This window comes from Streptococcus sp. CCUG 71758 (assembly GCF_011714815.1).
GTDB classification, from domain to species: domain Bacteria; phylum Bacillota; class Bacilli; order Lactobacillales; family Streptococcaceae; genus Streptococcus; species Streptococcus halitosis.
In genome coordinates this window covers 497,450-523,273 of record NZ_RXXO01000001.1, presented here as the reverse complement: position 1 = coordinate 523,273, position 25,824 = coordinate 497,450, and the positions used below count along the sequence as shown (strand labels likewise).

The 25,824-nt window shown below is 41.3% G+C and carries 19 protein-coding genes and 2 pseudogenes; 7 read left to right on the top strand and 14 right to left on the bottom strand.

Going from position 1 to position 25,824, the window contains the following annotated elements:
* Nucleotides 1-16: 16 nt before the first annotated feature.
* From rexB to EKB01_RS02590, 3 genes are read left to right on the top strand one after another with little or no spacing between them, the layout of a single operon-like run.
* A complete protein-coding gene (rexB, locus tag EKB01_RS02600) occupies nt 17-3,292 on the top strand; it encodes an ATP-dependent nuclease subunit B (RefSeq protein ID WP_167265595.1) in 3,276 nt (1,091 codons plus the stop codon).
* Complete coding sequence (gene addA / locus EKB01_RS02595) at nt 3,289-6,942, top strand: helicase-exonuclease AddAB subunit AddA (RefSeq protein WP_167265593.1); 3,654 nt, start codon at nt 3,289-3,291, stop codon at nt 6,940-6,942. Before rexB ends, addA begins: the two co-directional genes overlap by 4 nt.
* Nucleotides 6,943-6,959: 17 nt before the next feature.
* On the top strand, nt 6,960-8,138 hold the full coding sequence (locus tag EKB01_RS02590; RefSeq protein ID WP_033585250.1) for a hypothetical protein: 1,179 nt from the start codon (nt 6,960-6,962) through the stop codon (nt 8,136-8,138).
* A 33-nt stretch (nt 8,139-8,171) separates the two neighbouring features.
* Here EKB01_RS02590 and EKB01_RS02585 read toward each other — a convergent pair whose 3' ends face one another.
* Both EKB01_RS02585 and EKB01_RS02580 read right to left on the bottom strand, forming a co-directional pair.
* Nucleotides 8,172-8,528 carry a type II toxin-antitoxin system PemK/MazF family toxin gene (locus EKB01_RS02585; RefSeq protein WP_000560798.1) on the bottom strand — a complete coding sequence of 119 codons (357 nt, stop codon included), beginning with the start codon at nt 8,526-8,528 and terminating at the stop codon, nt 8,172-8,174.
* The gene (locus tag EKB01_RS02580; protein WP_033585252.1) at nt 8,512-8,727 is read right to left on the bottom strand and encodes an AbrB family transcriptional regulator; all 216 of its coding nucleotides are present in this window, start codon (nt 8,725-8,727) and stop codon (nt 8,512-8,514) included. Before EKB01_RS02580 ends, EKB01_RS02585 begins: the two co-directional genes overlap by 17 nt.
* A 211-nt stretch (nt 8,728-8,938) precedes the next feature.
* Between EKB01_RS02580 and ylqF the strand changes: the two genes are divergently transcribed.
* From ylqF to xerS, 4 genes are all read left to right on the top strand, one after another.
* On the top strand, nt 8,939-9,790 hold the full coding sequence (gene ylqF / locus EKB01_RS02575; RefSeq protein WP_167265591.1) for a ribosome biogenesis GTPase YlqF: 852 nt from the start codon (nt 8,939-8,941) through the stop codon (nt 9,788-9,790).
* The gene (locus EKB01_RS02570; RefSeq protein ID WP_033585256.1) at nt 9,777-10,556 is read left to right on the top strand and encodes a ribonuclease HII; all 780 of its coding nucleotides are present in this window, start codon (nt 9,777-9,779) and stop codon (nt 10,554-10,556) included. The genes ylqF and EKB01_RS02570 overlap by 14 nt, the downstream gene beginning before the upstream one ends.
* A gap of 12 nt (nt 10,557-10,568) precedes the next feature.
* Nucleotides 10,569-12,119 carry a ClC family H(+)/Cl(-) exchange transporter gene (locus tag EKB01_RS02565; protein ID WP_033585258.1) on the top strand — a complete coding sequence of 517 codons (1,551 nt, stop codon included), beginning with the start codon at nt 10,569-10,571 and terminating at the stop codon, nt 12,117-12,119.
* Nucleotides 12,120-12,683: 564 nt separating this feature from the next.
* Complete coding sequence (xerS, locus tag EKB01_RS02560) at nt 12,684-13,754, top strand: tyrosine recombinase XerS (protein ID WP_033585260.1); 1,071 nt, start codon at nt 12,684-12,686, stop codon at nt 13,752-13,754.
* Between the two features lie 72 nt (nt 13,755-13,826).
* Here xerS and EKB01_RS02555 read toward each other — a convergent pair whose 3' ends face one another.
* From EKB01_RS02555 to EKB01_RS02500, 12 genes and pseudogenes are all read right to left on the bottom strand, one after another.
* Entirely contained in the window at nt 13,827-14,816 is a 990-nt protein-coding gene (locus tag EKB01_RS02555; RefSeq protein WP_000874002.1) for a lipoate--protein ligase, read from the bottom strand.
* Nucleotides 14,817-14,875: 59 nt separating this feature from the next.
* Nucleotides 14,876-16,576 carry a dihydrolipoyl dehydrogenase gene (gene lpdA, locus EKB01_RS02550; RefSeq protein ID WP_007521960.1) on the bottom strand — a complete coding sequence of 567 codons (1,701 nt, stop codon included), beginning with the start codon at nt 16,574-16,576 and terminating at the stop codon, nt 14,876-14,878.
* A 45-nt stretch (nt 16,577-16,621) separates the two neighbouring features.
* Nucleotides 16,622-17,665, bottom strand: coding sequence for a dihydrolipoamide acetyltransferase (locus EKB01_RS02545; RefSeq protein ID WP_109290031.1), 1,044 nt, complete (start codon nt 17,663-17,665; stop codon nt 16,622-16,624).
* 276 nt (nt 17,666-17,941) lie between these two features.
* On the bottom strand, nt 17,942-18,934 hold the full coding sequence (locus tag EKB01_RS02540; protein WP_038806115.1) for an alpha-ketoacid dehydrogenase subunit beta: 993 nt from the start codon (nt 18,932-18,934) through the stop codon (nt 17,942-17,944).
* Between the two features lie 16 nt (nt 18,935-18,950).
* Nucleotides 18,951-19,919 (bottom strand): thiamine pyrophosphate-dependent dehydrogenase E1 component subunit alpha, encoded by a 969-nt coding sequence (locus tag EKB01_RS02535; protein ID WP_033585264.1) that lies wholly within the window; start codon nt 19,917-19,919, stop codon nt 18,951-18,953.
* Nucleotides 19,920-20,098: 179 nt separating this feature from the next.
* A pseudogene (locus EKB01_RS02530) lies at nt 20,099-21,438 on the bottom strand (MATE family efflux transporter).
* A 41-nt stretch (nt 21,439-21,479) separates the two neighbouring features.
* Nucleotides 21,480-22,748: a dihydroorotase gene (locus tag EKB01_RS02525; protein ID WP_167265589.1), complete on the bottom strand. Its 1,269-nt coding sequence runs from the start codon at nt 22,746-22,748 to the stop codon at nt 21,480-21,482.
* Between the two features lie 12 nt (nt 22,749-22,760).
* The gene (locus EKB01_RS02520) at nt 22,761-23,225 is read right to left on the bottom strand and encodes an 8-oxo-dGTP diphosphatase (protein WP_001135762.1); all 465 of its coding nucleotides are present in this window, start codon (nt 23,223-23,225) and stop codon (nt 22,761-22,763) included.
* A gap of 9 nt (nt 23,226-23,234) precedes the next feature.
* Nucleotides 23,235-23,888, bottom strand: a complete 654-nt coding sequence (locus tag EKB01_RS02515) for a uracil-DNA glycosylase (protein WP_109290034.1) — start codon at nt 23,886-23,888, stop codon at nt 23,235-23,237.
* A gap of 61 nt (nt 23,889-23,949) precedes the next feature.
* Nucleotides 23,950-24,642, bottom strand: a complete 693-nt coding sequence (locus EKB01_RS02510) for a YjjG family noncanonical pyrimidine nucleotidase (RefSeq protein WP_167265587.1) — start codon at nt 24,640-24,642, stop codon at nt 23,950-23,952.
* Nucleotides 24,643-24,676: 34 nt separating this feature from the next.
* Nucleotides 24,677-25,227 (bottom strand): annotated as a pseudogene (locus tag EKB01_RS09370) (hypothetical protein).
* An 89-nt stretch (nt 25,228-25,316) separates the two neighbouring features.
* Entirely contained in the window at nt 25,317-25,820 is a 504-nt protein-coding gene (locus tag EKB01_RS02500) for a hypothetical protein (RefSeq protein WP_167265585.1), read from the bottom strand.
* Nucleotides 25,821-25,824 lie beyond the last annotated feature (4 nt).

The window sequence follows — 25,824 nt, the reverse complement described above, 5'->3', positions numbered from 1 at the left end:
ACCAAACGAGGCTGAGATGGAATTACTTTATACTGATATTCGGACTTCTTTGACTGAAATTCTAACGAGAGAGGCAGAAGAGCTAGTTGCTGCAGGCAAGCGGGTTTTCTACATCGCCCCCAACTCTCTTTCATTTGAAAAGGAACGCGCCGTGCTGGAATGCTTGTCCCAGCAGGCTTCTTTTGCGATTACCGTTACGCGTTTTGCTCAGATGGCTCGTTATCTGGTTTTAAATGATTTGCCTGTCAAGACCAGTCTAGATGACATCGGGCTTGGGATGGCTTTTTATAAATGTCTTGTGGAACTCGATCCCAAGGACTTGCGAGTTTATGGTGCTATTAAGCAGGATCCTCAATTTATCCAGCAGTTGATTGAACTTTATCATGAGATGACGACTGCTCAGATGAGCTTTTTGGACTTGGAAAGTTTAACAGATGAGAATAAGCGAGCAGACTTACTCTTGATTTTTGAGAAAGTAACAGCCTATCTCAATCAAGGTCAGTTGGCTCAGGGAAGTCAGTTGTCCCATTTGATTGAGGCTATTGAAAATGGCAAGGTAAGTAGTGATTTTAGTCAGATCGCCTTAATCATTGACGGATTTACCCGTTTTTCTGCTGAGGAAGAGCATGTGGTGGATCTGCTCCATCGAAAAGGTGTCGAGATTGTTATTGGGGCTTATGCAAGCAAAAAAGCCTATACCAGTCCGTTCACTGAAGGGAATCTCTATCAAGCCAGTGTGGAATTCCTCCATCATTTGGGTGCAAAATACCAAACACCTGCTCAGGATCGTTCTCAGACACATGAGAAAATGGATAGTTTTGACAAGGCCTCTCGTTTGCTGGAGTCTTCTTATGACTTTTCAGAATTAACATTGGAGGTTGATGAGAAAGACCGTGAAAATCTGCAAATTTGGTCTTGTTTGATGCAAAAAGAGGAGTTGGAGCTGGTGGCTCGCGCTATTCGTCAGAAATTACATGACCATCCAGAATTAAGTTACAAGAATTTTCGTATTCTCTTGGGTGATGTGGCTTCTTACCAGTTATCGCTGAAAACCATTTTTGAGCAGTACCAGATTCCTTTCTATCTTGGTAGAAGTGAATCCATGGCCCATCATCCCTTAACCCAGTATGTCGAATCTATTTTGCGTTTGAAACGCTACCGTTTCCGTCAGGAGGATTTGATTAATCTCCTCCGAACTGGTCTGTATACTGACCTTAGCCAAGCGGATATTGATACTTTTGAGCAATATCTCCGCTATCTTGGCATCAATGGCTTGCCAGCTTTTCAGCAAACATTTACTAAATCCCACCATGGAAAATTTGATTTAGTTCATTTAAATACTCTTCGTTTGCGTATTTTGTCACCACTTGAAACCTTATTTGCCAGTCGGAAGCAAAAGACTGAAAATCTCTTGCAAAAGTGGAATACTTTTCTAAAAAATGCTGCTTTAAGCAAGCAGATGCAAGAATTGACAGCTACCATGGAAGCTCTTGAACAGGAAAGACAAGCCGAAGTTTGGAAAGCGTTCTGTCATGTTTTAGAACAATTTGCGACGGTTTTTGCTGGTTCACAAGTTAGTCTGGAGGATTTCCTAGCCTTGCTCCATTCTGGAATGAGTTTGTCCCAGTATCGCACCATTCCAGCAACTGTTGACACCGTTCTGGTGCAGAGTTACGATTTGATTGCGCCCTTAACGGCTGATTTTGTCTATGCCATCGGTCTGACTCAGGATCATTTACCAAAAATCGCGCAAAATACCAGTCTTTTGACAGACGAAGAAAGACAAAGTCTAAACCAAGCAACTGAGGAGGGAGCACAATTACTGATTGCAAGTAGTGAAAACCTCAAGAAAAATCGCTACACCATGCTTTCCTTAGTCAATGCTGCTCGTAAGCAGTTGGTGTTATCCGCTCCAAGTCTCCTCAATGAAAATGAGAGCAAGGAATCGGCCTATCTTCAGGAACTGGTGAGTTTTGGATTTAGCCGGATAGAGAAGAAGATTCATCAAAAAAGTCTGACTAAGGATGATATGGGTTCTTATCACAGTCTCTTGTCTAGTCTAGTTGCCTATCATCAGCAGAGTGAAACGAGTGATACTGAGCAAGATTTGACCTTTGTCAAGGTTTTGGCTCGTGTCATGGGGAAAAAACTTGACCAAAAAGGTCTTACAAATCCAGCTATCCCAACTAGTCCAAGCAGCAAGCCATTAGAAAAAGATACCTTGCAGGCACTCTATCCAGTTGACAAGGAGTTTTACTTGTCTACCTCTGGTTTGACGGAGTTTTACCGCAATGAATATAGTTATTTCCTCCGTTATGTCTTAGGCTTGCAGGAGGAATTGCGCCTGCGTCCTGATGCTCGAAGTCACGGGAATTTCTTGCATAGTATTTTTGAACGTGCCTTGAAACTGCCTGATGAAGATTCCTTTGACCAACGTCTGGAACAAGCTATTCAAGAAACCAGCCAAGAACGTGAATTTGAGGCTATTTATCAGGAAAGTCTGGAAGCTCAGTTTACAAAGGAAATTCTGCTTGATGTTGCGCGAACTACGGGCCACATCCTTCGTCATAATCCAGCTATCGAAACCATCCAAGAGGAGGCAACATTTGGTGGCAAGGATCAAGCCTTTATTCAATTGGATAATGGTCGCAGTGTCCATGTGCGAGGCAAGGTTGACCGTATTGACCGCCTGAAAGCTGATGGAGCGTTAGGAGTGGTAGACTACAAGTCTAGTTTAACTCAGTTCCAGTTTCCGAATTTCTTTAATGGCCTTAATTCCCAGCTGCCAACCTATCTTGCTGCCCTAAAAAGAGAGGGGGAGCAGAACTTTTTCGGTGCCATGTACTTGGAAATGGCTGAGCCTGTCCAATCTTTATTAGCTGTTAAAAGTCTGGCAGGAGCAGTAGCAGAAGCCAGCAAGTCTATGAAATACCAGGGACTCTTTTTAGAGAAAGAAAGCAGTCACTTGGGCGAATTTTACAACAAAAACAAGGCCAATCAGCTGACAGACGAGGAGTTCCAGCTCTTATTGGACTACAATGCCCATCTTTACAAGAAGGCTGCTGAAAAGATTTTAGAAGGCCATTTTGCCATTAATCCATACACAGAGAATGGCAGAAGTATTGCCCCATACGTTCAGCAACACCAAGCCATTACTGGATTTGAAGCCAATTACCACTTGGGACAAGCCCGTTTCCTTGAGAAATTAGACTTATCTGATGGCAAGCGTCTGGTAGGAGAAAAACTTAAGCAAGCTTGGTTTGAGAAAATGAGAGAGGAGTTGAACCGATGAAGCCCATTTCCTTTTTAACTGAGGAAGAAATTCAAAAATTACAAGAAACAGAAGCGAGTTCAAGCAAGGAACAGAAAAGAACTGCCGAGCAAATCCAAGCTATTTATACTGCTGGGCAAAATATCCTAGTCTCAGCGTCTGCTGGTTCAGGGAAAACCTTTGTCATGGCAGAGCGTATTCTGGATCAGTTAGCACGTGGTGTGGAAATCAGCCAACTCTTTATCTCGACCTTTACCGTCAAGGCTGCTGCTGAACTCAAGGAACGTTTGGAGAAAAAAATCAGCCAACAAATCCAAGAAACCGATGATGTCGATCTCAAACAACACTTGGGACGTCAATTGGCAGAACTGCCAAACGCTGCCATCGGAACCATGGACTCCTTCACGCAAAAATTCCTTGGCAAACATGGCTATCTGATTGATATCGCACCGAACTTCCGTATTCTACAAAATGAAAGTGAACAGTTAATCTTAAAAAATGAGGTTTTTCATCAGGTTTTTGAAGATCATTACCAAGGTGAAAATAAAGAGAGCTTTAGTCGATTGGTCAAGAATTTTGCTGGTAGAGGCAAGGATGAACGTGGTCTTCGTCAACAAGTCTACAAAATTTATGATTTCCTCCAATCCACCAGTAGCCCCAAAAAATGGTTGAGTAACTCTTTCCTCAAAGGGTTTGAAGAAGCTGACTTTGTAATTGAAAAAGACAAATTAACTGAGCAAATCAAACAGGCGCTATGGGATTTGGAAAGTTTCCTCCGTTATCATCTGGATAACGATGCCAAGGAGTTTCCAAAAGCTACCTATTTAGAAAATGTGCTGTTGGTTCTGGATGAAATTGGTTCCTTAAATCAAGAGTCCGATAGCCAGGCTTATCAAGCAGTGCTTACGCGTGTTGTCGCCATCTCGAAAGAAAAAAATGGTAGAGCTCTAGCTAATTCTAGTCGTAAAGCCGATTTGAAACCACTGGCTGATGCCTACAACGAAGAAAGAAAGGCCCAGTTTGCTAAACTTGGACAACTAGCAGACCAGATAACAATTCTCGACTATCAAGAACGTTATCATGGAGACACCTGGGAGTTATCTAAAACTTTCCAAACATTTATGAGTGATTTTGTGGAGGCTTATCGTGAACGTAAACGCCAGGAAAATGCCTTTGAGTTTGCTGATATCAGCCATTACACCATTGAAATTTTAGAGAATTTCCCACAAGTTCGTGATGCATATCAGGAGCGATTCCATGAAGTCATGGTCGATGAGTATCAGGATACCAACCACATTCAAGAACGGATGCTGGAGTTGCTGTCGAATGGTCACAATCGCTTTATGGTTGGAGATATCAAGCAGTCTATCTACCGGTTCCGTCAGGCAGACCCGCAGATTTTCAATGAAAAATTCCAACGCTATGCGCAAAATCCTAAAGAGGGTAAATTGATTCTCCTCAAGGAAAATTTCCGTAGTAGTTCAGAAGTGCTGTCTGCAACCAATGATGTTTTTGCACGCCTTATGGATCAAGAGGTCGGGGAAATCAACTATGACAGCATGCACCAGCTTGTTTTTGCCAATAGCAAACTAACTCCCAATCCAGACAACAAGGCAGAATTTCTCCTCTACGATAAGGACGACAGTGGACAAGAGGAGGAAGAGAGCCAAACAGAAATAAAACTCACAGGAGAAATGCGCCTAGTCATCAAGGAAATCTTGAAACTCCATCAGGAAAAAGGTGTTGCTTTTAAAGAAATCGCCCTTTTGACCTCCAGTCGCAGTCGAAATGACCAGATTCTCCTCGCCCTGTCTGAGTACGGAATTCCTGTAAAAACAGACGGAGAACAAAATAATTACCTCCAATCCCTAGAAGTGCAAGTCATGCTAGACACTCTTCGTGTCATCCACAATCCCCTCCAAGACTATGCCTTGGTTGCCCTTATGAAGTCTCCAATGTTTGATTTTGATGAAGACGATCTGGCACGCTTGTCCCTTCAGAAAGTAGAAGATAAGGTCCAAGAAAATCTCTATGAGAAACTTGTCAATGCTCAAAAACAAGAAGCTAGCCAAAAAAACTTGATTCACACAGAACTAGCTAAAAAACTCAATCAATTCATGGATATTTTGGATTCTTGGCGCTCGTATGCCAAAACCCACTCTCTCTATGACTTAATTTGGAAGATTTATAATGACCGTTTTTACTACGATTATGTTGGTGCTTTACCAAACGGTCCTGCTAGACAAGCCAATCTCTATGCTTTAGCTTTGAGAGCAGACCAGTTTGAAAAGAGTAATTTCAAAGGCTTGTCTCGTTTTATTCATATGATTGATCAAGTTTTGGAAGCCCAGCACGATCTAGCAAGCGTGGCTGTCGCACCGCCAAAGGATGCTGTGGAACTTATGACTATTCACAAGAGCAAAGGTCTGGAGTTTCCTTATGTCTTTATCCTCAACATGGATCAGAACTTCAATAAGCAAGACTCGATGTCTGATGTTATTCTCAGTCGTCAAAATGGTCTTGGTGTCAAATACATTGCCAAGGTAGAAACAGGAGCAGTAGAAGCCCACTATCCTAAAACCATTAAACTCTCCATTCCTAGCCTCACTTATATGCAAAATGAAGAAGAGCTGCAACTGGCTAGCTATTCAGAGCAGATGCGTTTGCTGTATGTTGCCATGACACGGGCTGAGAAAAAGCTTTATCTTGTCGGTAAGGGCTCTCGTGAAAAGCTGGAAGCCAAGGAATATCCAGCTGCTGAAAACGAAAAACTAGATAGCAATACCAGACTGCAAGCCAAGAATTTCCAAGATTGGGTCTGGGCTATCACTAAAGTGTTTGCCAAAGATCATCTCAACTTTAGCTATCGCTTTGTCGGTGAAGACCAGCTGACCAGAGAAGCTATCGGAGAATTGGAAAACAAGAGCCCTCTACAAGATAGTTCTCAAGCAGACAATCGCCAGTCAGAAACTATCAAAGAAGCTCTGGAAATGCTAAAAGAAGTAGAAGTCTATAATACTCTTCACCGTGCGGCTATTGAACTTCCTAGCGTCCAAACTCCTAGCCAAATCAAGAAATTCTACGAACCAGTAATGGATATGGAAGGGGTACAAATTGCTAACCAAACCAAATCAACAGAGAAGCAAATCAGCTTCGATTTACCAGATTTTTCAACTAAAGAAAAAGTAACTGGTGCGGAGATTGGTAGTGCAACCCACGAACTCATGCAGAGAATTGACCTCGGTCAGCAACCAACACTTGCTAGTCTGACAGAAACTCTCAAACAAGTTCAAACGAGTCCAGCTGTCAGAGACAAGATCAATCTTGCGAAAATCCTTGCATTCTTTAACACAGAACTCGGTCAGGAGATTCTTGCCAATACAAACCATCTCTATCGAGAGCAACCTTTTTCTATGCTCAAACGAGACCAAAAGAGTCAAGAAGACTTTGTTGTCCGTGGAATCTTGGACGGGTATCTGCTTTTCGAGGATCGTATCGTTCTTTTTGACTATAAGACTGACCGTTATGATGAAGCAAATCAGCTTATTGAACGCTATCGTGGGCAGTTAGCCTTATACGGAGAAGCTTTATCACGAGCCTATTTGATTGAAAACATAGAAAAATACTTGATTTTACTCGGTAAAGACGAGGTTCAAGTTGTAAAAGTATAACCTAGAAAGGAGACCTCATGACACTTCCGGTTAGAAAATCCCTGCACGATGCGGTTTTACAGGCTTCAAAAGCCGATACTTGGGATCAAGCTACCAAGGAATGGAATGAAGTTTCCTTGATTTTTAATGGCATTGGTCGTAGTAATTGTGTTTGCGGGAACGCCATAAAATACGCCTACGAACTCTTTAATGGTGTCACAGGCCAACGCCTCTTTCCAATCGGCAGTGACTGTGTTCGTCATTTTCATCGAGTGACTTTAGACCAGCAACTGGAGGAGGAAGAAAGACTACTCAGAAAAGTTGAAAATCTAACTAAAAAGGCTCAGAAAAAGGAAAAAATCAAGGTTAATAAAAGCGACTTTGACGAACGACTTCTAAAATGGTTTTGGGAGAAAGGTGTTTTCAAAGCCAATCGTGGCAATCAATTCTCGCCTGAGAAAGATTATCGGCTCTTCCTAGAAGTCTTTCAAGGAGGAAGTTGGACCAAGGCAGAGCCAAAGAAGAAGGCCCGTATGGAAGAAGTGCTGGAAAAGTGTATCAAACCTTTTCTACTTGGTAAGTCCGATGACCAACTCTACCTTGTCAAATTAGGCAAGGAGAAAATCGACTACGAGCAGCATTTACGGATTCAAGCAGAGAAAGAACGTAAGAAAAGAGATAAAATCGCCAAGCAATACGCTGACAACCTCATTCTTGCCATGGGACCTGCAGAACGCGCTTATCAAGATTACTTTGGCTTTACAGAAACCTTGACCCAAGAAGAACGAAAATGGGAGAAAATCCTCTTTGGTAAAAATAGAGACGAACGGGCTATCAAGGCTAAACAAAACCAAAAGGAGCTGGAAAAGGATCAGCGTATTGCAAATCAAGATCCTATTGAACGAAAGCAGAAACAGACTTGGCTTCTTAATTCCTATTTTCGTGATTTGCCTGATGAAAAAGCCAGATTTTCTCGACTCTTACTAGAGTATCGAAAAAGTGGAGAAGTACCCTTTTCAGATGGTTACTTATCTGAGCATCTCATTGACTTTTTCTACAAGATGAAGGCCTTTGAGTTTGAGATTGCTCCAGAACAAGTCCGCGATTTTCTAAAAGAATGCCTTCAAGCAGAGGATCTATCATCAGCACAAGAAAGCTGGATTAGAGGGATTCTCCTCAATTGTCTTCATCCGTTCTTAAATAGGTTACTCATATAGAAAAAATCCTACCTTGTCTATGCATGGTAGGATTTAAGTATCTCCAAAGATGTACTGGTAAAGTTGGACGACTTTCTGAAAACATTGTGTGTCCATTCTTGTTATTTTTTGAGCATTTCGCATCCGAAAATCAAAGGTATACAGTTGAAATGGATTGACAGCGCCATCTACCTTATCCGACGAGACAGGAACGAGCAAGCCTTTTTCTGCCAAACGTTGTTGGCCATGAGTGATGGGACAGACAGCCACAAAACCAGTTTGCAAGGCATATTCTCTCCTAGAAACAACCAAGGCTGGTCGCCTTTTCTGAATTTCTCGACCGACTGATGGATCAAAGTCCAGCCAAATGATATCCTGCTTTTCAGGAATATAGTCAGATTTCGCTATCAAGTGACCTTACCCCTTCAAAATCATTTGTCATTCTCAAATCAGTAATCCCATCAAAAGGATCTTTCATTTTTGGAGCTAAGACAATGACTCCGTCAATCCCTTTGTAGACAACCATTTCTTGACCTTCTGTCATCCCCAAATTTTTCGGAATAGTCACAGTGAGAGAATTTCCTACCTTCCGAGTCTTTACTGTATTCATTGCTCTACCTCCACGAATTAGTATACACTAAGTATATACCTGTTAGCAAAAAAAGTCAAGTAAATCGTGACTGGCATCAAAGATGTTTCGGACCAATACTATTTGTCATTTATTGTGGTCAAAGCCTGTGCAAAAGCACCTAATTTATGATAGAATAGATGGTGAGAAAGAAAACGTTTTATTACGTTTTTTTAGTCGGAAAGGGAAATTTATGGCTACTATTCAATGGTTTCCGGGCCACATGTCTAAGGCTCGGCGACAAGTTCAGGAGAATTTAAAATTTGTTGATTTTGTGACAATTTTGGTGGATGCGCGTCTACCTTTATCTAGTCAAAATCCTATGTTAAATAAAATTGTTGGTGATAAACCCAAACTCTTAATTTTAAACAAGGCAGACCTGGCTGATTCAGCAATGACAAAAGAATGGCGTCAGTACTTTGAATCACAAGGGATTCAAACTCTAGCAATCAACTCCAAAGAGCAAGTTACTGTAAAAGTTGTGACTGATGCTGCTAAAAAGCTTATGGCTGATAAGATTGCACGCCAGAAAGAACGCGGTATCAAAATTGAAACCTTGCGGACCATAATTATCGGAATTCCAAATGCCGGTAAGTCAACTCTCATGAACCGTTTGGCTGGTAAAAAGATTGCGGTGGTCGGCAATAAACCAGGTGTTACCAAGGGGCAACAATGGCTAAAAACCAATAAAGACCTTGAAATCCTAGATACACCAGGGATTCTCTGGCCTAAGTTTGAGGATGATGCTGTCGCACTTAAACTAGCCTTGACGGGAGCTATCAAAGATCAACTACTCCCAATGGATGAAGTGACTATTTTTGGTCTCAATTATTTCAAAAAACATTATCCAGAAAAGCTAGCTGAACGCTTCAAACAAATGAAGATAGAAGAAGAAGCACCTGTTATCATCATGGATATGACACGTGCGCTCGGTTTCCGAGATGATTACGACCGTTTTTATAGTCTCTTCGTCAAGGAAGTCCGTGATGGAAAACTCGGTAACTATACCTTAGATACATTGGACGACATTGATGACGACGATTAAAGAAATCAGAGAACTTCTTGCCACTGTTAAAGAATTAGACAATCCTCTTTTTCTAGAATTCGAAAAAGATACTCGTTCTGGAGTTCAAAAGGAAATCAGCAAGCGTAAAAAAGCCATTCAGGCTGAACTGGATGAGGATCTTCGTTTGGAATCCATGCTTTCCTATGAAAAAGAACTTTATAAGCAAGGAGTGACCTTAATAGCAGGCGTTGACGAGGTCGGCCGTGGTCCACTGGCTGGACCTGTGGTCGCTGCAGCCGTTATTTTACCAAAAAATTGTAAGATTAGAGGGCTCAACGACAGCAAGAAGATCCCTAAAAAGAAACATCTGGAAATTTATCAAACCGTTCAAGACCAGGCCTTGGCAATAGGTATTGGTATCAAGGATAATCACATCATTGACCAAGTCAATATCTACGAGGCGACCAAACTGGCCATGAAGGAAGCAATCTCCCAGCTCAGTCCACAACCTGAGCACCTCTTGATAGATGCCATGAAACTGGAGTTGCCGATTTCTCAAACAGCAATCATCAAAGGAGATGCAAACTCTCTCTCTATTGCAGCTGCATCTATAGTGGCCAAGGTGACACGGGATAATATTATGAAGGACTATGACAACCAATATCCTGGCTATGATTTCACGGCTAATGCTGGCTATGGAACAGCTAAACATCTAGAAGGATTGGAAAAACTAGGTGTCACCCAAATTCATCGAACCAGTTTTGAACCAGTCAAAACACTGGTTTCAACTAAGAAAGATAAGTAAGAGGAAATGATTATGGAGGAACAGTCAGAAACACTCAGTTCCAAGAAAGAATTTGCCTTTGCCTCAAGCACCATATTATCCCAAGTTGGGCGAGGAGTCATTGTTGGTCTTGTCGTCGGGCTCATCGTCGGATCCTTTCGTTTCTTAATCGAAAAGGGCTTCCACCTGATACAAGGACTCTATCAAGGTCAAGCGCACCTAGTCCGCAATCTTTTTATCATTGGTCTATTTTATCTAATTGTTAGCTGGCTCAGTGCGAAATTGACTCGATCGGAAAAAGATATCAAGGGTTCAGGAATTCCTCAAGTCGAAGCCGAATTAAAAGGACTCATGACTCTTAACTGGTGGAGTGTCCTCTGGAAAAAGTATATTCTAGGGATTCTTGCTATTGCCAGTGGCCTTATGCTAGGTAGAGAAGGGCCAAGTATTCAACTTGGAGCAGTTGGTGGTAAAGGCATTGCCAAGTGGCTCAAATCTAGCCCAGTAGAGGAACGTTCCTTGATTGCCAGTGGTGCTGCAGCAGGATTAGCAGCTGCCTTTAATGCACCAATCGCAGGTCTTCTCTTTGTTATAGAAGAAGTTTACCACCATTTTTCACGCTTTTTTTGGGTCTCAACTTTAGCAGCTAGTCTCGTAGCAAACTTTATTTCTCTGCTCATATTTGGCCTAACCCCCGTACTGGATATGCCAGATAACATCCCTCTCATGACCCTAGACCAGTATTGGATATACGTCCTTATGGGAGTTTTTCTCGGGCTTTCTGGTTTTCTCTATGAGAAGGCTGTACTCAATGTTGGTCGAGTTTATGATTGGGTTGGCCAAACAATCCATTTAGATAGAGCTTATTATCCAATCCTAGCCTTTATCCTTATCATACCAGTCGGGATTTTCTTGCCACAAATTCTCGGTGGTGGAAATCAGGTCGTTCTTTCCTTGACTGAGCAAAATTTTAGTTTCCAAATTCTATTAGCTTACTTTTTGATTCGCTTTGTTTGGAGCATGATTAGTTATGGAAGTGGTCTCCCAGGAGGAATTTTCCTTCCCATTCTGGCTCTCGGTTCCTTACTTGGTGCCCTGGTTGGTGTTATTTGTGTCAATCTTGGACTTGTCAGTCAGCAACAATTCCCTATATTTGTCATTTTAGGAATGAGTGGCTACTTTGGGGCAATATCCAAGGCTCCCTTAACCGCTATGATCCTCGTAACTGAGATGGTAGGGGACATTCGCAACCTCATGCCACTTGGCTTAGTGACCTTGGTCGCCTACATCGTCATGGATCTACTCAAGGGTGCTCCAGTCTATGAGGCCATGCTAGAAAAAATGTTGCCAGAAGAAGCGACAGATGAAGGAGAAGTCACCCTCATTGAAATTCCTGTATCAGATAAAATCGCTGGAAAACAGGTTCATGAACTCAACTTGCCACATAACGTACTCATCACCACCCAAGTCCATAATGGCAAAAGCCAAACAGTTAACGGCTCAACTAGAATGTATCTGGGTGATATGATTCACCTGGTGATTCCAAAAAGTGAAATTGGAAAAGTCAAAGATTTGTTGTTGTAAGTTTTGTTTACATAATTTATATTATGCAACAAAAATATTTCTTAATTAAATACATTTGAAAACCGATTCTCTGCAATGAGATCGGTTATTTCTTACTGATAAGGTATTTCAACATACAAGTAATTGAACTTTGTAAAAAATAAGACTATAATTAAGTTAGGAATGATAAAGCTAGAAAGGAGTTTACTGTATCAAATCTGTACAGTAAGATTAAAAATCATGAAAAAGAAAACAATAGCAATTATACAATGTATTTTGTATCTCATAGCTCCTTATATAGCTCTTCAGTTATGTAGAATGAACAGAAGTATCGTTACTGATAATCTCTTTTTTATTTTCCTTATTCTGCTGACTATTTCATTCTGGTTTAGTATTTGGAAACTAGAAAAAGCACTAGATAATGATTCACAATAGAAAAAAGATTTAGTTCTGTATTTCATAGATCTAAGTCTTTTTTCTATTCTTTGAAAACTCCCATAACATCTTTCCGAAAAACTATAATTTTCTTGAAAAATATATAAGTCTATGCTATACTACTGGTAGACTTAATTATGGAGAAAATGCATGAAACGTGAGATTTTACTGGAACGAATCGACAAACTAAAACAAATCATGCCTTGGTATGTTCTGGAATACTACCAATCAAAGCTTGCTGTTCCCTACAGTTTTACAACCTTGTACGAATACCTCAAGGAATACGATCGATTTTTTAGCTGGGTTTTGGAGTCTGGTATTTCAAATGTTGATAAAATGTCCGACATTCCTTTATCTGTCTTGGAAAATATGTCTAAAAAAGATATGGAAGCTTTTATCCTATATCTACGAGAACGACCTTTGCTGAATGCCAATACAACCAAACAAGGTGTCTCTCAGACGACCATTAATCGGACTTTGTCGGCACTTTCTAGTCTTTACAAGTATCTAACAGAGGAGGTTGAAAACGACCAAGGGGAGCCTTATTTCTATCGTAATGTAATGAAGAAAGTTTCAACCAAGAAAAAGAAAGAAACACTTGCTTCCAGAGCTGAAAACATCAAGCAAAAACTCTTTCTAGGTGATGAAACAGAAGGTTTTCTGACTTATATCGACCAAGAGTACCCACAACAACTCTCAAATCGCGCTCTCTCGTCATTTAATAAGAATAAAGAACGTGATTTGGCCATTATTGCCCTTCTCTTGGCGTCTGGTGTCCGCCTATCTGAAGCTGTTAATCTGGATCTAAGAGACCTTAATCTCAAAATGATGGTCATTGATGTCACTCGAAAAGGTGGCAAACGTGATTCTGTCAATGTCGCAGCCTTTGCTAAGCCTTACCTAGAGAATTATCTCGCCATTCGAAATCAACGCTATAAGACGGAAAAGACAGATACAGCGCTCTTTCTGACCTTATACCGAGGTGTTCCCAATCGTATCGACGCTTCTAGTGTTGAAAAAATGGTTGCTAAGTACTCAGAGGATTTCAAAGTTCGTGTAACTCCCCACAAACTACGCCATACCCTGGCTACTAGGCTCTACGATGCTACTAAATCGCAAGTTTTGGTCAGCCATCAGCTAGGACACGCCAGTACACAAGTCACTGACCTCTATACCCATATCGTCAACGATGAACAAAAGAATGCTTTAGATAGTTTGTGAATTACATAAAATAAATTATGTAAATAATAGTTCAAAAAAGAAGCTGGTCATACAACCAACTTCTTTTTCTTTTTATCCCACTACCGCTTCAGCGATTTCTTCACGGCTAATACCAGCAAAGTAGCGTGTGATGTCAATAGTTTCTAGTGCCTTAAGAACATCTTCGCGTTCATATTTTACGCCACGAAGGACATCTTCTACAGCTGCAACGTCCTCGATACCAAAGAAATCACCGTAAATCTTGATATCTTGGATTTTTGATTCAATGACGTTGGCAAAAACTTCAACCTTACCACTGGTGAATTTTGTTCCACGACGGACGTTAAATTCAGGTGATTTACCGTAGTTCCAGTCCCAAGTACCAAATTTGGTATCCTTGATGCGATTGATTTCCGCTAATTCTTGCTCAGAAAAAACGTATTCAGTCATCTCTGGGTACTCTTTTTTCATGTATTCCAATAGCAAATCACGGAATTCTTCAACTGTGATTTTTTCAGGTAATTCATTGACAATATTGGTTACACGGGCACGAACGGATTTCACACCTTTTGATTCAAATTTGTCTTTTGAAACCTTGAGGGCATTAGCAAGGACTGACAAATCAACGTCAAATAACAAGCAACCGTGGTGCATGATACGCCCATTGATATAGGCTTGGGCATTGCCACAGAATTTTTTGCCATCAATCTCAAGGTCATTACGGCCTGTAAACTCAGCTTTAACGCCTAGTTGAGCCAAGGTGTTGATAACTGGAGTTGAGAAGCTCTTGAAGTCAAAGGCCTTGTTTTCATCTTCTTTTGAAATGATAGTATAGTTGAGGTTGTTTAAATCGTGATAAACAGCTCCACCACCACTGATACGGCGGACTACCTCAATACCATTTTCTCGAACATAATCACGATTGATTTCTTCGATAGTATTCTGGTGACGTCCAACAATGATAGAAGGTTTGTTAATCCAAAGAAGGAAGATTTGATCCTCATCTAGTAGGTGTTTAAAGGCATATTCTTCCAAGGCGATATTAAAAGCAGTGTCGTTTGAATGATTGATAATGTATTTCATGATATCCCTTTATACGATAGAGACTGGAAAACATCTTTCCAGTCTAGTCTATCTTCGTTTTATTTTTTCTTAGGTGAATGGATAGCCATTCCTAAAACATCTGCAAATGCTTCGTACATCACTTCAGAGTAGGTTGGGTGTCCGTGGATGGTCTTCAGCATTTCCTCAACAGTGATTTCCATTTCGATAATGCTTGATGCCTCGTTAATCAGTTCTGCGGCTGCAGGACCAATGATGTGCACACCAAGGATTTCCCCATATTTCTTATCAGCGATAACTTTTACGAAACCTTGAGCAGCATCAGATGCAATGGCACGACCGTTGGCTGCAAAGTTGAATTTACCGATTGCAACATCGTATTTCTCACGAGCTTGTTCTTCAGTTAGACCTACTGCTGCTACTTCAGGAAGAGTGTAGATGGCTGCAGGAGTCAAGTTCAATTTGGCAACAGCATGATTTCCTTTAAGGGCATTTTCAGCGGCAACTTCACCCATACGGAAGGCCGCGTGCGCCAACATCTTAGTACCGTTAATGTCACCTGGTGCGTAAATACCTGGAACAGAAGTTTCCATATATTCGTTAACCTTGATGCGACCACGATCCAATTCAAACTCAACATCGCCAATTCCTTCAAGATCTGGCACACGACCGATTGAAAGAAGAGCTTTGCTTGCGATGATATCGTCTTTTCCTTCAACCTTGATACGAAGTTGACCATTTTCTTCGATGATTTCTTGCAATTTTGTACCTGTTAAGATAGTCATACCTTTGCGTTCCAAAATCAAGCGAAGATTCTTAGAAACTTCCGCATCCATAGCTGGAACGATACGGTCCATCATTTCAATAACAGTCACTTTTGAACCAAATGTCATGAAGGCTTGACCGAGTTCAATACCGACAACACCACCACCGATGATTACGAGGCTCTCTGGAACTTCGTTCATTTCAAGAATGTCATCACTGGTCATGACAAGTGGAGATTCCATACCAGGGACGTTAATCTTGCTAACTTTTGAACCACCGGCAAGGATGATTTTCTTGGTTTCAAGCAATTCAGAACCATCTACCAAGACATTCTTGTCTTTAGTGATGGTACCAACACCCTTATGAACAGTAACTCCGTAGCTACGAAGAAGACCCGCAACACCACCTACCAAGGTATTGACAACTTTAGATTTAGTTTCTAAAAGTTTATCCATATCAACAGTGAAGTTTGGATTTTCGATGACGATACCACGGTTTGCTGCATGACCGATGTTTTCGATGATTTCAGCGTTGTGAAGGTAGGTCTTAGTTGGGATACATCCACGGTTCAAGCAGGTTCCACCGAGTTCTGATTTCTCAACAAGGGCAACCTTACCACCAAGTTGGGCTGCTTTAATAGCCGCTACATATCCAGCAGGACCCCCACCAATCACAACGATATCAAAGGCATCGTCGCTCTTGCCGTCGTCGTTTGAGGCACTAACTGAAGGCGCTGGACTAGCTTCTGGTGCTGCTCCAGCCGTTGGGATATTTTCCCCTTCTTCACCAAGGTAGCCAATGACTTCCGTTACTGGGACAGTTTCACCATCTCCTTTGAGGATAGCAATCAAGTAGCCATCTTCTTCTGCTTCCAATTCCATGCTGACTTTGTCAGTCATGATTTCCAAAAGGATTTCTCCTTCTTTTACAAATTCTCCGACTTTTTTATTCCATTGGACGATTTGTCCTTCTGTCATATCCACGCCGGCTTTTGGCATAATTACTTCTAAGGCCATGTCTTACTTCCTTTATCTATATCTTTAAAAATAAATACTGTATTTTTAAACCAACATTGAGATTGGGTTCTCAATTAAGGCTTTCAAGTCTTTCATAAACTTAGCACCAGCCATACCATCTACAACACGGTGGTCAATGGTTAATCCAAGGCTCATGATAGGGCGAATGACAATCTCACCATTGACAACTACAGGTTTTTCAACTGTTGAGCTAACCCCGAGGATAGCTGAGTTTGGTTGGTTAATAATAGGACCAAAGGACTGAACGCCAAACATTCCCAAGTTACTAATTGTGAAGGTTGAGTTTTGTAACTCACTTGGAGCCAATTTACCATCCAAGGTACGACCAATCACATCCTTAAAGGCTACAACCAACTCTGACAAGCTCATTTTTTCAGCATTATAGACAACAGGTGTCATCAATCCGTTATCCATCCCAACCGCCATCGCAAGGTTGACATAGTTATGAGTGATAATGGTCTTGCCGTCTTCTGTCAATGAAGCGTTGATGTATGGGTGTTTCATAAGGGTCTTCACAACAGCGAGTGAAAGAAGGTCTGTTACAGTAGTCTTCTTACCAGTTGCTTCCATAATCGGCTCAAGAACCTTCTTACGAAGAGCCAACATTTCTGACATATCGACATCGTAGTTGAGCGTGAAGGTTGGCGCAGTTAGGTAGGATTCAACCATACGTTGAGCGATAACCTTACGCATTGGTGTCATTGGAATACGCTCAATCTCACCATAAGGAGTGATATTGTCTGGAACTTCTTCCACTTTTTCGATTTGAGCAGGAGACTTGATGGTGTCGTTTTCGACATTTTCAGGAAGTAAGGCCAAAACATCCTTCTTCATGATTTTACCACGATGACCTGTTCCTTGGATTTCCTGCCAAGCAATGTTATGTTCGAGGGCAATTCGTTTTGCAAGTGGCGAAATGCGAACCACGTTTGTGTCTTTATAAGTTTCCACGTCTTCTTTGTGGACACGACCGTTTGCACCTGAGCCAGAAACATCGTAGAGATTGATCCCTAAATCATCCGCTAACTTTCTAGCCGCAGGAGTCGCTCTTAGCTTGTCATCAGCCATGACCTCTCCAATTCTATTTATGATATAAAGGGCGTCAAAAGCGACTGAAAAATAGGAAATCGACGCTGGCTTCGATGAAGCCAAGGAGATTTATCTTTTTTCCGAGCTTTTAGCCCGTGTTCAACTCTACAAGTAACTTGGACACGGAACGTATCTCAAGTTACTACGGTTGCCGCTATCTGGCGACCAACCTAGTAGACTTACTAAGTTTTTTGTCGAATATTATCGATTCGTCAAAAAACTGTCGCAAATTTACATAATTTAATTTATGCAATTCTATTCTTTGTTATATGTCTTACGGATTGCATCTTTGATGCTTTCAACTGTTGGAATCATTGCATTTTCGAGGTTTTGCGCGTAAGGCATTGGCACATCTTCTCCGGCGCAACGGCGGATTGGTGCGTCTAGATAATCAAATGCTTCTGATTCTGAAATAATAGCTGAAATCTCTCCGATATAGCCACTTGTTTTGTGAGCATCGTTGACTAGCACCACCTTACCAGTCTTCTTAACTGAGTTAATGATGATATCCTTATCAAGCGGTACAAGAGTACGTGGGTCCACAATTTCAACTGAAATTCCCTCTTCTGCTAACTCTTCAGCAGCTTGAACCACACGACGAAGCATTTTGCCATAAGTAACGACTGTTACATCTGTTCCTTCGCGTTTGATTTCCCCAATCCCAAGTGGGATTGTGTAGTCTGGATCAACTGGCACTTCCCCTTTTTGGTTAAATTCTGACTTGTATTCAAGGATGATAACAGGGTTGTTATCACGGATAGAAGACTTGAGCAGTCCTTTCATGTCAGCAGGTGTACCTGGAGCTACAACCTTGAGACCAGGGATGTGTGTAAACCAAGACTCTAGAGATTGCGAGTGCTGGGCCGCAGAACCAACTCCGTTACCAGCTGCACAACGTACAGTCATTGGAACCTGACCTTTACCACCAAACATATAACGTGTTTTAGCAGCTTGGTTGACGATATTATCCATGGCAATAACCGAGAAGTCCATGAAGGTCATATCGACAATTGGACGAAGTCCTGTCATGGCTGCTCCTGCTGCTGCTCCCGAGATGGCAGCTTCAGAAATCGGACAGTCACGGACACGTTCTGGACCAAATTCTTCGAGCATTCCAACAGAAGTTCCGAAGTCTCCTCCGAAGACACCGACGTCTTCTCCCATCAAGAACACATTTTCATCGCGACGCATTTCCTCAGACATAGCAAGGATAATGGTGTCACGGAAGGACATTGTTTTTGTTTCCATTTTTATCTCTTTCTCCTTAGTCTGCGTAAATATCTTCAAATGCTGATTCTAGTGGTGGGAATGGGCTTTCTTCTGCAAATTTAACAGAAGCTTCTACTGCTTCCTTGACTTGCGCTTGGATTTCTTCCAATTCTTCGGCACTTGCAATGTTGTTCTCAACGAGATAGTTGCGAAGATTTTCGATTGGGTCTTTTTGTTTCCACAATTCCACTTCTTCACGCGTACGATATTTACCAGGGTCAGATGATGAGTGGCCAAGCCAGCGATAGGTTACACTTTCGATCAAGACTGGGCCATTTCCACCACGAACATGATCTACAGCTTTCTTAAATCCTTCATAGACATCGATGACGTTGTTCCCATCTTCGATAAACATTCCAGGAATTCCATATGCCGCACTACGTTGATGGATGTGTTCTACATTGGTCATTTTCTTGATATCCGCAGAAATCCCATAACCGTTGTTAATGCAGTAAAAAATAACAGGAAGTTTCCAAATAGAAGCCATGTTCACTGCTTCGTGGAAAACGCCTTCGTTGGTCGCACCATCTCCAAAGAAGCAGACCACGATTTTACCAGTTTGTTGCATTTTCTGACTGAGGGCTGCACCAACAGCAATCCCCATACCACCACCTACGATACCATTGGCACCGAGGTTCCCAGCATCCAGGTCAGCGATGTGCATAGAACCACCTTTTCCTTTACAGGTCCCAGTGTACTTTCCAAGGATTTCAGCCATCATTCCATTGAGGTCAATCCCTTTGGCGATAGCTTGCCCATGTCCACGGTGGTTTGAGGTAATCAGATCATCTGGATTAAGAGCCAGCATTGCTCCGACGTTAGCAGCTTCCTCTCCGACAGAAAAGTGAGTCATACCGGGAACTTTCCCCTTTTTCACTAACTGAGCAATTTTTAAGTCCATGCGACGGATTTCTTCCATCTTACGGAACATATCTAGCAAAAGATTCTTATCTAAAGTTGACATAATCTTGCCTTTCTAACTTTGTTCTTACCTTACTATTTTACCTTTTTTAGTATACACTGTCAAAATATATGGCTAATAAAATTTCACAATATAAAAAAATAAATCCCTGTTAAAACAGGGATTCTCTCTAGTTAGAGCATTTTTTCACAAAGTTGTTTTTTCAGGATAATTTCTTAAAATTAGCTCAATCTTTTCATTACGGTTTTCAAACGCCATTGATACAAACAACCAGAAACAATCAAGCTGGCAATTAACCCAATCCAGTAAGCAAATGCCCCTAAGTCAGTTGCTTGATCTAATAGATATCCTAGAGGTATCGCTACTCCCCAATATCCGATTAGGCCAAGATAGAAAGGAACGATAGTGTCCTTATAGCCTCTTAGAATCCCCTGGAGCGGAGCCGCAAAGGTATCAGCTAGCTGGAAGAAGAGACTGTAAGTCAGAAATACAGCCGTTGTTTCAATGAACTGAGAGTCATTCCCATATAGACTTGCTACACGATCTCTAAAAATGTAGAGAAAGGACAGGGTAAGACCTGCAAAAATGAGGGCTGTTACTCTCCCCAGACGAGCATAGGTTTTTGCATTCTCAAAACGTTTAGCCCCCACCTCGTAAGACACAACAATTGCCATAGCAGAGGAAATACTCATAGGAAAAGCATACATGAGGCTGGAAAAGTTCATAGCTGACTGGTGACTGGCGATGATGAGCGATGAAAACTTAGCCATGATTAGTCCCACCACGGAAAAAATAGCCACTTCCGCAAAGACGGTTCCTCCGATTGGTAGACCTAATCGAACGCCTTCCTTGATTTTATCTATATTTAGTGGAATGCGTTTTTCAAGATGTAACGCTTTTAATCTTTCCTGTTTGAACAAAACAAGCAGGGAAATTCCCAATAAAACCCAATAGGCTAGAGAAGTTCCTAGCCCTGCTCCTGCACCACCAAGCTCTGGAAAACCAAGAGCTCCATATATCAAAAGATAGTTAAAACCACTATTTAGCGGAAGTAATAGGAGCATCAGATACATAGATAACTTGGTCAAACCAAGAGAATCTAACAATGACCGAATGACACTAAAAAGCAACAAGGGAATAATCCCGATAGACAGGTACCAAAGATAAGAAACTGCAACTGCCGCCACTTGAGCTTCTAGTCCGATGTTGTTTAAGACAGGTGGCGCTAAGAATACTACCATTCCAAGCAAGACCAAAGACAGTCCGAAAGCCAAGTAGATAAATTGGTAAAAATCAGATGCTACTTCTTCCTTTTTGCCCCTTCCCAGATGATGGCCTATGATGGGAACCATGGCCGAAACAATCCCTGTTAAAAAGTAAAGAAAGGATTCCATAGACTCGTTGCAGTTGATACTCCTGCTAAGTCCATGGTATTGTACTGTCCAGTCATGGTTGTATCAACAAAAGAGGCAGAATAATTGGCAAACTGGTAAATCAGGATAGGGAAAAATATCTTAAGAAATAGGACAAACTTATCTTTAAATTGATGGGTTGGATACATATACGCTCTCTATTCTTATAGTTTATAGAGCAGAATCCCATCTAGTTTTGGTAGACGATTTGTCCCTTACAGATAGTATATTTAACCTGCCCTTTTAAAGTTTCCCCGATAAATGGAGAATTAGCTGATTTCGAAGCGAAGTTTGGACCAACAGTACGATCAGCCTTATCATCAAAGATAGTGATGTCCGCTGGACCATTTTCAGCCAAGTAACCAGCTTCAAAGTTGTACAATTTAGCTGGATTAACAGTCATTTTTTCAAGCAATTCCATCAAGCTTAGCTCACCAGCTTCCACCAAATAAGTTAAACCAAGAGAAAGAGAGGTTTCCAAACCGGTCATACCAGATGGCGCTTTGGTGATATCTTCTACATTTTTCTCATCTGCATGGTGAGGCGCGTGGTCCGTTGCGATAACTGTGATAACACCTGACTTGAGACCTTCGATAACGGCACGGCGGTCTGACTCCAAACGAAGCGGAGGATTCATTTTGGCATTGCTCCCTTGAGTTAAAAGAAGAGTTTCTGTCTTAGAAAAATGTTGTGGTGCCACTTCTGCTGTGACTTGGGCCCCCAAACCTTGAGCAAACTCTACTACTTTGACACTTTCCTCCTTAGACAAATGCTGGATATGAACGTGGGCCTTAGTTGCATGGGCAATCATGACATCACGCGCAATCATAGCGTATTCTGCTACACCTGTCGCACCACAGATCTTGAAGTGGTCTTTAGCGATGTTTTCGTTGAAACCAAGAATTCCATTCAAACCAGGATCTTCCTCGTGAAGACAAACAAAGGTACCTAGTTTCTTGGCGTTTTCCAAGGCTTCTTTGAGAACCTTGCTACTTTCAAGCGGGATACCGTCATCTGAGAAACCAACTGCTCCAGCTTCCAAAAGTGCCTTAAAGTCAGTTAAGTCTTGGCCATTAAAATTCTTAGTAATGGTCGCAACCGTCTTAACATTGATTTTCTCTTTAGCAGCTGACTGAAGAACTTCTTGCAAAGTCTCCACATCTGAGATGGTTGGATTGGTATTAGCCATCATGACGACCGTTGTAAAACCACCTGCAGCGGCTGCTAGAGCACCAGTATGGATATCCTCCTTGTGGGTCTGACCAGGTTCACGAAAATGAACATGAATATCCACGAGTCCAGGCGCAACTACAAGCCCAGTAGCATCAATCAGTTCTGCTCCTTCTTCCTTAATTTCAGGCGCAATTTTGACAATTTTCCCATCTTGGACCAAAACATCACACACTTGATCCAAACCAGACTTGGGATCCATTACACGACCATTTTTGATTAGTAACATCTGCTTTCTCCTTTATTCATAGAAATCAACTTGAGTATCCAACAATTTATCCCCATCATAAACAAACTTAGCTGAAAAGAAGGGTTTGTCCTCTAAAAGCCACTCAACAAAGGTGTGATCACCCTCCCAAGTCGGCTTGCTCAAAACTTCATCATAGGGAACCCATTCCAGCGTCCCCTCATTGCAGTCAATCAAGTCCCCCTCAAACTCCGTTACCTTAAAAACATAGGTGTACCAGTCTAAATCAGGCGTGAACTCAGGAAAAGTGATAACGCCTTTTAGCACAGGCTTACCTTTCAAACCTGTTTCTTCGAAGATTTCACGCGCTGCGCATTCTTGAGGTGTCTCCCCTCGCTCTAACTTACCACCCACACCAATCCATTTGCCTTCATGGACATCATTCGGCTTCTTATTGCGATGCAGCATGAGCAGTTCTTTTCCGTTATCAATGTAGCAAATCGTCGCTAACTGAGGCATATTCTCTCCTTATCTAAGCCAATCGATTGGCTCTTGTCCTGTCTCTCTTAAGAATGCATTAGTCTTGGAAAAAGGCTTGGAACCCCAAAATCCTCTGTAAACAGATAAAGGACTGGGGTGAGCTGATTCGATAATCAAATGCTTAGGATTTGTCACCAATGATTTCTTCTTGCGTGCATAAGCGCCCCAGAGTACAAAGACTACAGGTCTATCTAGATTATTGACCACCTGAATCACAGCATCTGTAAAAGGCTCCCATATCTGCCCAGCATGACCATTGGCTTGACCAGCAGGAACCGTCAAGCAAGCATTGAGAAGTAAGACTCCTTGCTCAGCCCAAGCGGTCAAATCATGTGATTTCTTAACCCCGATATCATCTGACAATTCTTTCAAGATATTTTGTAAGGACGGTGGCGCTGGAATAGCATCGGGTACAGAAAAACTCAAACCCTGCGCCTGACCTGTCCCGTGATAAGGGTCTTGCCCTAGAATCACCACCTTCACTTCTTCAAGCGGTGTAGTCAAGAGAGCCTGAAAAACTTTTCCCTTAGGCGGGTACACAGTTCCCTGAGCATAGACTTGCTCCATAAACTGATTGATTTTCCCGAAATACCCCTCAGGTAATTGCTCCTTAATCAAAGCATGCCAAGATGAGTGTTGCATCGCCAACTCCTTCGTTTTTACTGCTTCTATTATAGCAAAAAGTGGCTATTGAAACCACTTTTTACAGTTTATCCAAACAATCCAGCAAGTCTTGGTAAGAATGAGCTTCATAAGTCGGCTGGGCTTGTGTATTATTTTCCAGATGATGGGGATTGTACCAGATAGTATCAATACCAGCATTATTGCCACCTTGGATATCGGCGGTTAGAGAATCTCCAATCATCAGCGCCTTTTCTTTGATGAAGCCTTCAATCTGCTGACCGATTTTTTCATAGAATAGTGCATCAGGCTTTTGTGTTTGCAGTTGCTCGGAGATAAAGACTTGGTTGAAATAGGGAGCCAGACCTGATTGAGCCAAACGTCCTGTCTGAATGGCAGTAATCCCATTTGTCGCAGCGTATAGCTCATAATCTCTCTCGATGAGGCTGTCCAAGAGTTCATGAGCACCCGAAAGAGTTTGCCCCTGTTGGGCTAAGTAAAATTGATAACGCTGGGCAAGTAACATACCGTCTTTTTCCTGTCCGAAATAGGCAAATAAACGAGAAAAGCGCGTGTTGACCAGCTCTTGTTTACTAATTTTCTTTTGCTCCAAGTCCTTCCAGAGAGCATTGTTCATGGGAACGTAATAGTCTTTGTAGGCTTGAATATCCGCAACTCCTTCTTCTTTTAGAAGTTGCGTCAGAGCCACATCCTCAGCAGTATCGAAATCAAGCAAGGTATGGTCAAGGTCGAAAAGTAAAAATTTGTAGGGCAATTTGAAGTTTTCCTTTCTATGTGAGAACAAGTTACTAGTATTTATTAGGGAAATATTCTTTTCCCAACTGCCATAAATACTGATCAATCTCTTTAAGATTAAATTCTTCTAATCCGTAGTATTCTCTAAAAGCAATAATTATATTTTTAAATTCTTGATAATCTTTTAGGTCTGCATTCTTAAGGTTGAAAAATTTATCTGTTTTTCTAAAATATTTTAATACCTTTTCTACATAGCTATCATAAATAGGGTATTCGTTAGGATTATGATGAGAACAGTATTTGGTAGAAAAAGAATAAAACTTTCTAGTGACTCCATTAATAGTAACATTTTGAATTTCCTTGACTAAAGTTACATCACCTTGTCTCAACCTCTCATCAATTTTAAGACTTAGAATATGTTCTGCAACTGGATAAACTGAAAAAATATTGGTAAAAGCTCAAAAAATAATTTATCTAAAGCATCTTCTTGCAACTGATAATTTTTAAGATTTTTCCACGTTTTCAAGTATTTTCCTACTTCAATGGCTGACGGTTTAGAAATAACAATATCTGATTTCTGTTTTCTATTGTAGTTTATTTGCATATCTATCTCACTTCAAGTAGTTATTCAAAAAATTTGATAGATTAATTATAGCATATTACAAAACGAATGGGTAACCTCTTTATTCTCCCTTACCCCAACTCCTTGGCTATTCTGCTTTTTTCAAGTTTTCCCTTGGTAATTCGTTTCCATAAAACAAGTGGGTTCAGACTATAGGATAAGCGTAGGAGGAAATAATTTACCCATTCGATAAGGGCAAAAAGCTGTATTAGTGTGGCTATAATAGTCACTTGGACACTCTGGGTGTTCCAGACTATAAAAGGAAAGCCTGAAATAAGTAAAACAAGGTCTAGTATTCTGAAACCAACATATAGTTTGGGAACACTTCCACTTCCGAACTGGGGATTCGACAGTCTTCTAATCAAAATTGCCCAATAGATTGAACCTTGAAGCAAAATAAATGTCAGTAAAGACAAAGGATAGAGAATAGTGACTAGACTCTTCCAATCAGCAAGTCGATTTTTCAAAAGGAAAAAACACAACCAAAAGGATAGGACGGCTGTGAACTCTCCCAAACAAAGGGACACCAACTCTTTTCTAACTTTCTCTTTTTGTGTGTTCATCATCTCACCCATCTAT

Bases quoted from the DNA above. Each gene is read 5' to 3' on its own strand.
- addA (WP_167265593.1), top strand. From the start codon at position 3,289: ATGAAGCCCATTTCCTTTTTAACTGAGGAAGAAATTCAAAAATTACAA.
- EKB01_RS02515 (WP_109290034.1), bottom strand. From the start codon at position 23,888: ATGCAACACTCATCTTGGCATGCTTTGATTAAGGAGCAATTACCTGAG.
- lpdA (WP_007521960.1), bottom strand. From the start codon at position 16,576: ATGGCCTTAGAAGTAATTATGCCAAAAGCCGGCGTGGATATGACAGAA.
- EKB01_RS02590 (WP_033585250.1), top strand. From the start codon at position 6,960: ATGACACTTCCGGTTAGAAAATCCCTGCACGATGCGGTTTTACAGGCT.
- EKB01_RS02535 (WP_033585264.1), bottom strand. From the start codon at position 19,919: ATGTCAACTTTAGATAAGAATCTTTTGCTAGATATGTTCCGTAAGATG.
- xerS (WP_033585260.1), top strand. From the start codon at position 12,684: ATGAAACGTGAGATTTTACTGGAACGAATCGACAAACTAAAACAAATC.
- EKB01_RS02570 (WP_033585256.1), top strand. From the start codon at position 9,777: ATGACGACGATTAAAGAAATCAGAGAACTTCTTGCCACTGTTAAAGAA.
- EKB01_RS02580 (WP_033585252.1), bottom strand. From the start codon at position 8,727: ATGAATACAGTAAAGACTCGGAAGGTAGGAAATTCTCTCACTGTGACT.
- EKB01_RS02500 (WP_167265585.1), bottom strand. From the start codon at position 25,820: ATGGGTGAGATGATGAACACACAAAAAGAGAAAGTTAGAAAAGAGTTG.
- EKB01_RS02545 (WP_109290031.1), bottom strand. From the start codon at position 17,665: ATGGCTGATGACAAGCTAAGAGCGACTCCTGCGGCTAGAAAGTTAGCG.
- EKB01_RS02565 (WP_033585258.1), top strand. From the start codon at position 10,569: ATGGAGGAACAGTCAGAAACACTCAGTTCCAAGAAAGAATTTGCCTTT.
- EKB01_RS02520 (WP_001135762.1), bottom strand. From the start codon at position 23,225: ATGCCTCAGTTAGCGACGATTTGCTACATTGATAACGGAAAAGAACTG.
- EKB01_RS02525 (WP_167265589.1), bottom strand. From the start codon at position 22,748: ATGTTACTAATCAAAAATGGTCGTGTAATGGATCCCAAGTCTGGTTTG.
- rexB (WP_167265595.1), top strand. From the start codon at position 17: ATGGAATTACTTTATACTGATATTCGGACTTCTTTGACTGAAATTCTA.
- EKB01_RS02555 (WP_000874002.1), bottom strand. From the start codon at position 14,816: ATGAAATACATTATCAATCATTCAAACGACACTGCTTTTAATATCGCC.
- ylqF (WP_167265591.1), top strand. From the start codon at position 8,939: ATGGCTACTATTCAATGGTTTCCGGGCCACATGTCTAAGGCTCGGCGA.
- EKB01_RS02540 (WP_038806115.1), bottom strand. From the start codon at position 18,934: ATGGAAACAAAAACAATGTCCTTCCGTGACACCATTATCCTTGCTATG.